The 12,223-nt window shown below is 68.8% G+C and carries 7 protein-coding genes; 1 reads left to right on the top strand and 6 read right to left on the bottom strand.

Annotated elements, in window-relative coordinates; all coding sequences use genetic code 11:
- Positions 1–7 precede the first annotated feature (7 nt).
- The 5 genes from CFB81_RS06820 to CFB81_RS06800 form a co-directional block, all read right to left on the bottom strand.
- The gene (locus tag CFB81_RS06820; protein ID WP_069621300.1) at positions 8–445 is read right to left on the bottom strand and encodes a thioesterase family protein; all 438 of its coding nucleotides are present in this window, start codon (positions 443–445) and stop codon (positions 8–10) included.
- A 142-nt stretch (positions 446–587) separates the two neighbouring features.
- Positions 588–1,124, bottom strand: coding sequence for an NUDIX domain-containing protein (locus CFB81_RS06815; protein WP_089434899.1), 537 nt, complete (start codon positions 1,122–1,124; stop codon positions 588–590).
- Positions 1,125–1,510: 386 nt separating this feature from the next.
- Positions 1,511–4,870 (bottom strand): filamentous hemagglutinin N-terminal domain-containing protein, encoded by a 3,360-nt coding sequence (locus CFB81_RS06810; RefSeq protein WP_089434898.1) that lies wholly within the window; start codon positions 4,868–4,870, stop codon positions 1,511–1,513.
- A 61-nt stretch (positions 4,871–4,931) separates the two neighbouring features.
- Positions 4,932–6,623 (bottom strand): ShlB/FhaC/HecB family hemolysin secretion/activation protein, encoded by a 1,692-nt coding sequence (locus CFB81_RS06805; protein ID WP_306427151.1) that lies wholly within the window; start codon positions 6,621–6,623, stop codon positions 4,932–4,934.
- Between the two features lie 281 nt (positions 6,624–6,904).
- A complete protein-coding gene (locus CFB81_RS06800) occupies positions 6,905–8,179 on the bottom strand; it encodes a YbfB/YjiJ family MFS transporter (RefSeq protein ID WP_089435340.1) in 1,275 nt (424 codons plus the stop codon).
- 125 nt (positions 8,180–8,304) lie between these two features.
- On the opposite strand from CFB81_RS06800, the gene CFB81_RS06795 reads away from it, so the two are divergent.
- Positions 8,305–9,219 (top strand): LysR family transcriptional regulator, encoded by a 915-nt coding sequence (locus CFB81_RS06795; RefSeq protein WP_069621297.1) that lies wholly within the window; start codon positions 8,305–8,307, stop codon positions 9,217–9,219.
- Positions 9,220–9,369: 150 nt separating this feature from the next.
- Here CFB81_RS06795 and alaS read toward each other — a convergent pair whose 3' ends face one another.
- On the bottom strand, positions 9,370–11,994 hold the full coding sequence (gene alaS, locus CFB81_RS06790; RefSeq protein ID WP_089434897.1) for an alanine--tRNA ligase: 2,625 nt from the start codon (positions 11,992–11,994) through the stop codon (positions 9,370–9,372).
- Between the last annotated feature and the right edge of the window lie 229 nt (positions 11,995–12,223).

Here is a 12,223-nt window from a genome sequence, read left to right as displayed (position 1 = left end):
CGTCGCGTCAGGCGGCGAGCGGTTCGAGCGCGGCGCGCAGCGCGTCGGGCAGCGGCACCGGGCGGCGCGTGCCGCGATCGACGTACACGTGCACGAAATGCCCCTGCGCGGCGGGCGACGCATCGCCTTGCGCGAACAGCCCGACCTCATAGCGCACGCTCGACGTGCCGAGCTTCACGACGCGCAGCCCCGCGTCGACCGATTGCGGGAACACGAGCGGCGCGAAGTAGTTGCACTGCGTCTCGACGACCAGCCCGATCGTCTGCCCGTGCTCGACGTCGAGCACGCCCGCGCGGATCAGGTACGCGTTCACGACGGTGTCGAAGTAGCTGTAGTAGACGACGTTGTTCACGTGCCCGTAGACGTCGTTGTCCATCCAGCGGGTCGTGATCGGCAGGAAGTGGCGATAGGCGTCGCGCGGACGCGGCTGCGGCTTGTCGGACATGGCGATGGCGCTCACTCAGGACGATGGAGGCGAAGGGTACGAAGGAGACGATCGGAACGACGCGATGCGCGGCCGGCAACGCAGCCCCGCGCCGCGATCATGCGCGGCACGGCGGACGATACCCCGCGGGCAGACCGGCCCGTCACTGGCCCGGCCGGTCGACGAATTCGAAATCGAGGCCGCGCGCGCGCATCCAGTCGGCGAGCGCGACGCCCGTGCCGGCGCGCCACGGGCGCAGCAGCGGCGGATCGACGAGCTTGTATTCGAGCAGTTCCGGCGATAACGACACCGTCCCCGACGCCCGCACGTGGTACGCGATGATCAGTTCGTTCTTGCGGATGAATTCATACACGCCGACGAGCGACACCTGCTCGGCCTTCAGCGCGGTTTCCTCGAACACCTCGCGCGCGATGCCGTCCTCGGGCGTTTCGCCGTTTTCGAGGAAGCCGGTGATCAGCGCGAACATCCCGTCGGGCCACGCGGCGTTGCGCGCGAGCAGGATCTTGCCGTCGAGTTCGACGATCGCGGCGACGACGGGCAGCGGGTTGTTCCAGTGCACGTAGCCGCAGGTGTCGTCGGGGCAGGCCCGGCGGATGCGGCCGCCCTCGTGGTCGGGATCGGCACGCTCGGTCAGCGGGCTCGCGCAGCGCGGGCAAAAACGGTAGTCGGCGGTGGTCATCGAATGAACATGGCGGACGCCGGACGGACGCCCGCAGGGCGGCCCGCGCGCCCGCTCGGCGCGGGAAAGGCCTCATTTTAGCGAGTTTGCCGACGACAGGCGTCCCCCACCCACAATGCATGCCGATCCGCGCCGATTGCCCGGTCATGCCCGACAGACCACCAAAAGAAACAGGGGCTTCGCGTAGCCACGCGAAGCCCCTGCGAACGGCACTGTTGCGGCGAAGCCGAGCCGGCGACGGGCAAGCGTGCCGCCATCGCCGGCCGGCCGACCTATCCGGCCCGGATGCCGGACGGGCGCCGGGTCAAGGTCTCGAAGCGCCACGACGTGCCCGGGAAGCAAGCGCCACCGCAATGAACGCCGCCTCCCGGACCGAGACCGTCCGGTTACTCGCGGATGACGCCGAAGTCGAGGCCCGCAAGCGGCACCGCCGCGGCGCTTCCGGTCACGCTGTTGCCACGCATCGAGCCGAAGTTGAGACCGGCCAGCCCGCCGTAGCGCTGCCCGTAGCCGGCCATGTGCGCGATGAGGCTGCTCGAACTCGAATGTTCGATGTCGCCGAAGTTCTCGCCCGCGATGCCGCCCAGCCATGCATTGCGCCCGCCGGACACCGTACCCGACGACGACGACGACGCGATCCCGCCGTCGTTTTCGCCGACGAGACCGCCGACCGAACTGTCATCGCCGCCCTTCGCCGAACCGGAAGCGCTGGACGCGACGATCGATGCGCCCATGAAGTTCAGGCCGACCAGGCCGCCGACGTAGCTATCGGCGCCCGCGACGACGTTGCCGCTCGCGCGGGTGCCCGTCAGCGTGCCCGCGTTCCGGCCGACGGCCCCGCCTGCGATGCTGGTCTCGCCAGCCGATACGTCGCCGGCCGCCGAGGACCCTGCCACGTCGCCGTGGTTCTCGCCCACGACACCGCCCGCGATGCTCGATGCGTCGGCGACGACCGCCCCGTAGGCATCAGATGCGCTCACGCTCTCGGTATTGACACCGACCAGGCCGCCCGCCTTGCTCCGCACACCAACCTTGACCGCCCCATAGGCAGACGACCCGTCGACCGTGCCGTCGTTCCAGCCGACGAGGCCACCGGCCTTCGCGTCGTCGCGCCCTTCCACCTTGCCATGCGCGTCCGATGCAATCACCTGGCCGATGGCGCCGTTGCGGCCGACGAGGCCGCCGAGTTCGCTGTCGTCGCCCGCCGACACGTTGCCGTTCGCCGTGGATGCGTTCACCGTGCCCGCGTTATACCCGACGAGCCCGCCCGCCACCGCGCGGTTGCCGGCCCGGACGTTGCCGTTCGCCGCCGACGCCAGGATCGTCCGCCGGTTGACGCCGGCAAGCGCGCCGACGATGGCCGACTTGCCGGCCACGACGTCGCCGCCGGCCGTCGACGACGCGATCTCGCCGAGGTTTTCCCCGACCAGGCCGCCTGCCTTGGCGTTGTCGCCCACGGTCACGCTGCCCGTCGCGCCGGACGCTTCGATCGACGCACTGTTGCGGCCGACGAGGCCGCCCGCCGTCGCGTAACGACCGCCGCGCACGCTCGCGGACGACGAGGACGCCCGGATGCTGCCGCCTTCGTTGGAGCCGACGAGGCCGCCAACGAGGCCGCCGACATACAGTCCGTTGGCGTTGCCGTCGGCCGTCGCGGTCGAGCTGACACTGCCCGCGGCCGTCGCGGCCGTGATGACGCCGCGGTTGACACCGACCAGACCGCCGGTCCCGCCGACCGACTGGCTGCTGACCTGTACGTCGGCATGGCTGTTGCTGATGGTCGCCTGACCGCGATCCGGCCAGATGACGGTGATGTTCTCGCCGGCCAGGCCGCCGACCGCCAACGCGTCCTTGCCGCCTTCGACACGACCCGAAACGGATGCGCGATCGATCCGGCCGCTCAGGTTGCTGCCGACCAGACCACCGACAATCGCCCGGCCGTCGCCGCGCACCATGACGTCCCTCGCCTTCACGTTCGTGATGTCGCCCGTGTTGTAGCCGGCCAATGCGCCGACGCTGACGGGGCTGCCGTAGGCCTGACCCGACGTTCGCGCCGTGATTTTCTCCAGCGTGAGGTTGGCGATGCGGCCGGCGTTGGACGCAAACAGCCCGACGACCGCTACGCCGGGATTCACGACCGACAGGTTGCCGATGGTATTGCCGAGGCCGTCGAACACGCCGCCGAATGCGCTGTTGCCGCCGAGGCTGCGGAACTGCGCGCCGTTGCCGTTGATCGCATTGCCCAGTACGTAACGGCCGTTCAGGTTGCCGTCGACGCTACGCAGCCCCGCGAGATCGTGAATCACGCGATATGCTTCGCCGTTTGCCGAGAACGATGCGTGGCCCCCCGACAGCGTGACCACCGCATCGTCGTTTGTCAGCGTATGCCCGCTGCCCGAATTCAGCTCGAGGTGCGCGTTTTCACCCGTCAGCGTCAACTTGTTGCCGATACGGATGCGCTTCGCCGCATTCACGGCCACGCCGGCGTTCGCACCACTCGCCGTCACCGACTGCTTCAGGTCGACGTCGCCCTTTTGCGACGTCAGCGTCAGCGCGTTGTCGCTCGTCCAGGTCACGGCGTCGCCCACCGTCAGATCGCCCGACGTATTGGTCAACGCGACGTTCGTCGTGTCGAGGTTGCGCGACAGCGTCTGTCCGTCGACCGCGCTGCCCCCGGAACCGACGCCCGCGTTGGCCGCCTCGATCGCCCACCGGCCCGCGCGGCCCGATGCCGCGCGCGTATCCACCTGCGTGTCGCGCGCCACCGTCACCCGCTCGCCGCGCGTCGTCACCGTGCCGCCTGCCGTCGATGCGTCCTGCGCACTCGCGTCCAGCTTCCCGCCGACATGAACCTGGCCGCCATCCAGCGTGATCTTCCCGTCGCGGCTGCTCAGGCCCCTCGCCTCGATCGTGCCGCTGTTCTTCACCACCGAGCCCAGCAGATCGCCCGCCGCGCGCGCCGTCATCAGCACTTCACCGCCGTCCGCCTTCAGCAGCCCGCCGTTGTGCGCCTGCGCGTCCACCGCGCCGCCTTCCACCTGCAGGCTCAGCAGCCCCTGGCCGTCGAAGTTCACGTTGAACGCATTGCCCGCGCCCAGCGCCACGCGGCCCATCCGCGCGCGGATCACGCCCGTGTTCGACACCTGCGCGCCCAGCAGCGCCACGCTGCCTTCGTCCGCTGCCGTGATCGTCCCTGCGTTCTCCACCGACTGCCCCGATGCGCCCGCGAACCGATAGCGACCCGCGAGGAAATCCGCGTCCGACAGGTTCTGCGTCGACGCGACCAGCCCGCCCACGTTCACCTGTGCCCCCGCGCCGAACATCACGCCGTTCGGGTTCACCAGGAACACGCGGCCGTTCGCGTCGAGCTGGCCATGAATCTGGCTGCCGTTTTCGCCGATCACGCGGTTCAGCGCGATCGACCGATTCGTCGGCTGGTGGAACGACACGCGTTCGCCGCCGCCCACGCTGAAGTCCTGCCAGTTCGTGATCAGCTTGTCCGTGTGCTGGTTGATCGACATCGTCTTGCCATCCGTCGACGTCGAGACGTCCGCCTGCCCCGACGCGATCACGCCGCCCGTCGGCAGTGCAAACGCACTCGACGCGGCCAGCCCGAGCAACGATACCCCGGCTGCGGCGAGCAGGCGCGCGCCTCCGCTCGATTTACTGCGTCGGCGCGCGGTTTCCCCGACCGGGCACCAACTCCGTTGCACTTCGTTCCATACGAGTGAATAGGCCTTATTCATTCGGTATCCTCTTCATTTGGTTTTTGAATGCCCGCACGAGACGGGCGACGATCACGCTCGCTCAGAAATACTGAGCGGCCTGAACCCATACGCTCGGCGCGCGGTTCGGCGAGTCGCCCCCCCTGCCGAGCGGCAATGCGGCAGTCAACGACACCTGTCGGGTCGAGCCGTACCAGCTCGCGCCGAAGCCCACCGACTGCATGTGCTGCGTATTCCGTTCGCGCGTCCACGGATGCCGGTTGAGCTGGACGGCGCCCGCGTCGACGAACGTGCTGACCTGCCATCCGGGCGCGGCGAGATAACGCAGTTCCGCGCTTGCCTGCCAGCCCTGATCGCCGCTGCCTTCACCGAGCGCATATGCGCGCACGCCGTACGGGCCACCCAGGCTGAATTTCTCCGACGAATCGAGATTGCGCGACGCAAGCTGGGCGCCCACCTGCGCGTACACCTGGAACCGGCTGCCCACGGCCTGAACGCGCTGCAGGTTCAGGTTCAGCTTCGTGAAGCTGCCGATCGCATGCGTCAGCTCGTTCGCTCCCAGCGCATCGGTACTGCGCAAGCGCCCGACGCCGAACATCAGCGAGAAGCCGTTCCGGCCGCCGCCCAGCCAGCCGTCCTGGCTGTTCCCGCTGAGCCCGAACGTCCACAGGCCGACATTCTTGTCGTTGTGCAACGAAAAGACGCCGTATTTGTCATGCAGGTTCTTGTTCTCGTACTGAATCTGGGCCGTAAGGCCCGCGTGGCGCGTGCGCACGATCGGCTGCGCGACGTACACGGTCTGCACGCTCGCACGCCCGCTCGCGTCGAGATCGGAAAAGCCGCCTGCGAGCCGGTAGCGCAGCGACGAATACCCCACCCCGACCCGCGTCGATGCCGGTCCGACCGGTACCTGATAGGCTGCGCGGTAATAGCGTTGCCGTTCATGGGTGACGAGGCCGCGCAGGCTCAGGCGATCGCCGAGCCGCAGCGGCGCATTGACATCGACGCTGCCGCCGACGCGGTAACGCCCCGTCGACGTGTCGCCGAAGTTGTCGAATTCGAGCGCCCCGGAAACGGGCGACACTCGCCGGGCCTCGACGACGAGATCGGTGGTGCCGGGCGCGTCGCCGGGACGCAACGTGCCGCGCGCGCCGACGCCGGCCAGATCGTCGAGCAGCAGCAGGCTGCGCTCGAGACCGGGGCCATGAACGACATCGCCCGCACGCAGTGCCGCGAGCGGCTGGCGCACCACGGCGTCGAATACGCGGGAATGGTTCTGGATCTCGATGCGGCCGTAGCGCCCTTCGGCGATTTCGATGCGCACGACGCCGTCGTCGATCTCCTGCTTCGGCAGATAGGCCCGTGCGAGCACGTAACCGCGTGCGCGATAGAAGGCGGAGATCCGCTCGGTCGCACGCTGAAGATCGGCGAAGCTCAACGCATCGCCGGCCAGATCGGAGACGAGCGCCTCCAGCATCGCGCTGTCGAATACCGTATTGCCGCCGATCTCGAAGCCGCGCACAAAAACACGCGCCCCGGTTTCAGCAGGCGTCTGCGCGCCGCTGCCCGACGGCGCGATCTCGAGGTCGGGCGCGGCTTCCGGCGGCAGGTCCGGCCGGGACGTTTCGATGTCGCGCATCGCAGCGCCAGCGTTCGGCACCTGCGCATACGCGTGCCCGAAGAGAATCGCGGCGCCCGTTCCCCACAGCAGCGACAGGCACATCGCGCGGCCGACGCCCACGGCCGCCCGCCGCATGCCGCGGGCTTCGATCACCGTGGCACACTCGCCGGCAGCGCAAGGACCTGCCACCCGGAAACGGCCGATGTCGTCACGACAACGGACGACGATTCTGATTGGTTCTACCCACACCCACATGCGTCACGGCACCCCGAGTCGAACTGCCGGATACGCTCCGACAATCAAATAATCCGGGGCATCCTACAGATCGTCAGTCCGTATGTATGTAGAGCAGGTACGAAATTCGCGCAGTATTTTTCGTTCAAATAGAGTCGCGTATCAACCGGCGCGGACATAAATATCGCAATCCTATTTATTTATCCCGTTCGATGCCGGCGTGCGACGGAGATCGCCGCAAAGCCCGCCGCCCCGGCCAGCAGCACCGCGGCCGCGAGCCAGAGTACCGGCGTGAACGACGCGTACCGCGCGACCAGCGGCGCCGCGACGAGCGGGCCGAGAATCTGCCCGACCCCGTACGACGCGGTCGCATAGCCCATCAGCCCGGCCGCGCGTTCGCCTTGCAACCGCCGCGCCTCGCGCATCGCGAACAGCGTGATCGCGGTAAACGGCAGGCCGAGGAGCGCGCTGCCGATCGAAAAGCCGGCCGCGTTCGGCCACACGATGCCCGCCGCGATGCCGAGCGCCTGCGTCGCGCAGCCGGCCGCCAGCAGCAGCCGGTTGTCCCAGTGCCCGGGCAGCCGCGCGGCGGTGATCGCGCCGACGATCAGCGCCGCGCCGAACATCGGCCAGAACAGGTCGGGCCACGGCGAACCGGCCGGCAGCGCGGCCCGTGCGATCACCGGCAGGAACGTCGCGGTGATGATGTAGCCGAAGCCCGGTGCGCCGTACAGCGCGACGAGCCACGCGGCGTCCGCGCGGTGGCCTCGCGTGCCGACCCGTGCTGCCGGGGTGGCCAAGCCGCCAGCCGCCGTATGCGGCACGGCGGCCGGCGGCATTGCCTGCGCGCGCGGGGCCGGGATCGAGGCCTGCGCCGCACCGAACGTGCGCCAGATCGCGAGCGACAGCACGGCCGACAACGCCGCGAAGCACAGCCAGCCTACCGCCGCACGCTGGCCGGCCAGCGCACTGCCGATCAGCCCGGTCGCCACGATGCCGACGCCCGGCCCCGCGTAGATCACCCCGCTCCATTCGGGCGCATGCAGCTCGGCCAGCCGCCGCAGCCCCCATTGCGACATGAACACGAACGTCCATGCGCTGACGACGCCCGCGACGAAACGCACGACGAGCCACACCGACAGCCAGTGACCGACGCCCATCGCGGCGGTCAGCAGCACGGTCGCCGCGAGCCCGAAGCGCACGATCCGCGCCGGTGCGACGCGCAGCGCCGCGCAACTGACCGCGCCGACGAAGTACCCCGCATAGTTCGCCGACGCGAGCCAGCTGCCGGCTTTCAGGCCGATCGAGCCGTCCGCGAGCATCAGCGGCAGCAGCGGCGTGAACGCGAAACGACCGACGCCGAGCACGACGGCCAGGCCCACCATGCAGGCGAGCGCGGCCGCGCGGGCACGGCGGTCGGTCTGGTCGGACGAAAGGACGCGGGCGGCTGCGGTCAGGGCATCGAAGCGGGACATGGCGGCAAAGGCCGGCGCTTCGCGCACGCCGGCCGGATCGGAAATCGGAATGGGTTGATCCTAGCTTGACCAACCGTTCTCTAAAAATGAATAATTGAGAATCAACCCATCCCTCGGAGAGAATCATGGATCTGGCGGCGCTGGCGATCTTCCGGGCGGTCGTGCGCGAGAACGGCGTGACGCGCGCGGCGGCCAAGCTCAATCGCGTGCAGTCGAACGTCACGACGCGCATCAAGCAGCTGGAGGAAGAACTCGGCGCGGCGCTGTTCGTGCGCGACGGCCGCCGGCTCGTGCTGACGCCGGCCGGGCATACGCTACTGCCGTATGCGGAGCGCCTGCTCGCGCTCGCCGACGAGGCGCGCGACGCGATGCGCGAGGACACGCCGCGCGGCCGGCTGCGGCTCGGCACGATGGAAAGCACGGCCGCGAGCCGACTGCCGGCCCTCCTCGCGCGCTACCACCATGCATGGCCTGACGTGTCGCTCGAACTGCTGACGGGCACGACGGGCTGCCTGATCGACCGCGTGCGCGACTTCGAGATCGACGCCGCGTTGTTCGCGCGCCCGCCCGAGCCGGACGCGCTGCCCGACACGTTCGAGACGGTGCCGATCTTCCGCGAGGATCTCGTGCTGCTCACGCCGCGCGGCCATCCGCCGGTGCACACGCCGCGCGACGTGATCCTGCCGACGCTGATCGCGTTCGAGCGCGGCTGCGCGTATCGCAAGTACGTCGAGCAGTGGTACGCCGCGCACGGTGTCAAGCCGGCGCGCGTGCTCGAACTCGGCTCGTATCACGCGATCGTCGCGTGCGTCGCGGCCGGCGCGGGCATCGCGGTCGCGCCGCGCTCGGTGCTCGATCTGCAGCCCGAGACCGGCAACATCGCCGCGCACACGATTCCCGAACTCGCAGGCATCGACACGCTGCTCGGGTGGCGGCGCGGTTATGCGTCGGCGGCGCTCGCCGCCCTCCGCGATGCGCTCACCGAAGCCACGCGGCAGCCTGGCGACGCGGCGAAGCCGGCCGCGACCGTGCCGGCCTGACCCGGGTTCGCGCGCCGCCGTGGCGATCGACGCGCATGATCTGCACAGCCTGCACAAACAAAACGACCCGGCCGGCGCCTGCCGATCGGGTCGTTTTTCGATTCACTCGATGCCGTCAATGCGACGGCATCGCGTCGGTCGTGCAACGGATCAGAGCCGTTCTTCGACCCAGCCCTTCACGCCGGCCAGCGCGCCCGGCAGGTTTGCCGGCTCGGTGCCCCCCGCCTGCGCCATGTCCGGACGGCCGCCGCCCTTGCCGCCGACCTGCTGCGCGACGAAGTTCACGAGCTCGCCGGCCTTGACCTTCTTGCTCGCGTCCGGCGTGACGCCCGCGATCAGGCTGACCTTGCCGCCTTCGACGGCCGCCAGCACGATCGCCGCGCTCTTCAGCTTGTCCTTCAGCTTGTCGACCGTTTCGCGCAGCGTCTTCGCGTCCGCGCCGTCGAGCGTCGCGGCCAGCACGTACACGCCGCCGATTTCGACGGCCTGCTGCGCGAGCTCGTCGCCCTGGCTCGACGCGAGCTTCGACTTCAGCGCGCCCAGCTCCTTCTCGAGCGACTTCACCTGCTCCTGCACCTGCACGATCCGTTGCGTGAGTTCCGACGGCTGCGCCTTCAGCGCGGCCGCGGCTTCGTTCACGCGTGCGTCGAGCTCCTGCACGTAGCGCACCGCGTTGTCGCCGGTGATCGCCTCGACGCGGCGGATGCCGGCCGCGACGCCGCCTTCGACGACGATCTTGAACAGGCCGATGTCGCCGGTGCGGTGCACGTGCGTGCCACCGCAGAGTTCGCGCGAGAAACCGAGGTCGAGCACGCGCACTTCGTCGCCGTACTTCTCGCCGAACAGCGCCATCGCGCCGCCCTTCACCGCTTCGTCGTACGGCATCACGCGCACGATGCCCGGCGCGTTCGCGAGGATTTCGTCGTTGACGATCTGCTCGACGCGACGGATTTCTTCGTCGGTCATCGGTGCGTTGTGCGCGAAGTCGAAGCGGGTTTTCTCCGCGTCGACGAGCGAACCCTTCTGCTGCACGTGCGCGCCGAGCACTTCGCGCAGCGCCTTGTGCATCAAGTGGGTAGCCGAGTGGTTGCGCTGCGTGCGCGCGCGGCGATGCGCGTCGATCTCCGCGCGCAGCACGTCGCCGACCTTAAGCAGGCCCTGCTCGAGCGTGCCGTGATGGCCGATCACGTCGGCCTGCACCTTCAGCGTGTCGGCCACCGTGAAGCGCGTCGCGGCGTTCGCGAGCACGCCCTGGTCGCCGACCTGGCCGCCCGATTCCGCATAGAACGGCGTATGGTCGAGCACGACGACCGCATCCTGGCCGGCCTTCACTTCGTTGACGGCCGAACCGTCGACGTACAGCGCGACGACCTTCGCGTCGTCGAACGCGATTTCCTCGTAACCGTGGAACGTGGTCTTCGCGCCCGAGTATTCGAGGCCCTGCGTGGCCTTGAACTTGCCGGCCGCGCGCGCCTGCTCGCGCTGGCGCGCCATCGCGTCGTCGAATGCCGGCTCATCGACCGTCATCCCGCGCTCGCGGCACACGTCGGCGGTCAGGTCCAGCGGGAAGCCGTACGTATCGTGCAGCTTGAATGCGAGCTCGCCGTCGAGCACCTTGCCGCCCTTCGCCTCCACGTCGGCCAGCGCGGCTTCGAGGATCGACATCCCGTGCTCGATCGTCTCGAAGAAGCGCTCTTCTTCCTGGCGCAGCACGTCGGTCACGCGCTGTTCGGCTTCCTTCAGCTCCGGATAGGCGGTGCCCATCTCGGCGACGAGGTCGGCCACCAGCTTGTGGAAGAACGCGCCCTTGCGGCCCAGCTTGTAGCCGTGGCGGATCGCGCGGCGCACGATCCGGCGCAGCACGTAGCCGCGACCTTCGTTGCCGGGGATCACGCCGTCGACGATCAGGAACGAGCACGCGCGGATGTGATCGGCGATCACCTTCAGCGAGTTGTTCGTGAGGTCGCTGATCTCGGTCACGCGCGCGGCGGCCTTGATCAGGTTCTGGAACAGGTCGATCTCGTAGTTGCTGTGCACGTGCTGCAGCACCGCGGCGAGACGCTCGAGGCCCATGCCGGTGTCGACCGACTGCTTCGGCAGGCGCGTCATGTTGCCCTGCGCATCGCGGTTGAACTGCATGAACACGAGGTTCCAGATCTCGATGTAGCGGTCGCCGTCTTCTTCGGGCGATCCCGGCGGGCCGCCCCACACGTCCGGGCCGTGGTCGTAGAAGATTTCGGTACACGGGCCGCACGGGCCGGTGTCGCCCATCGTCCAGAAGTTGTCCGACGCGTAGCGCGCGCCCTTGTTGTCGCCGATCCGGATGATCCGCTCGGTCGGCACGCCGACTTCCTTCGCCCAGATGTCGTACGCCTCGTCGTCTTCCTGGTAGACGGTCACCCACAGCTTGTCCTTCGGCAGCTGGTAGACCGTGGTCAGCAGCTCCCACGCGAACTTGATCGCGTCGTGCTTGAAGTAGTCGCCGAACGAGAAGTTGCCGAGCATCTCGAAGAACGTGTGGTGGCGCGCCGTGTAGCCGACGTTCTCGAGGTCGTTGTGCTTGCCGCCCGCGCGCACGCTGCGCTGCGCCGTCGTGGCGCGCGAGTACGGGCGCGGGTCCGTGCCAAGGAAGACGTCCTTGAACTGGACCATGCCCGAGTTCGTGAACATCAGCGTGGGGTCGTTACCGGGCACGAGGCTCGACGAGCGGACGATCGTGTGGCCCTTCGATTCGAAGAATTTGAGGAATTTCTCGCGGATTTCGGCAGCTTTCATGGCGTGCGGGGACAGTCTGGCAAAGACGGCTTCAAACGCCGGCGCCCTTGGGCGGCGCGCGGCGGCATGGATTCGGAAACGATCGATTATACGGGATCGGGGCCGGCTTCCGGGCAAAGCGCCGGCAAAGCGGCTCGGCCATCCGGACGGCCCGGCTGGGCCACCCGGATGGCCAATTCGCCTTAAGATGCTCGGCATGCCAATCGGCCTTGCCCGGCACGGCAGGCCC

This window comes from Burkholderia sp. AU28863, from assembly GCF_002223195.1.
Taxonomy (GTDB): domain Bacteria; phylum Pseudomonadota; class Gammaproteobacteria; order Burkholderiales; family Burkholderiaceae; genus Burkholderia; species Burkholderia sola.
The sequence above is the reverse complement of the archived record's forward strand: the minus strand, read 5'-3'. Positions and strand labels throughout refer to the sequence as shown.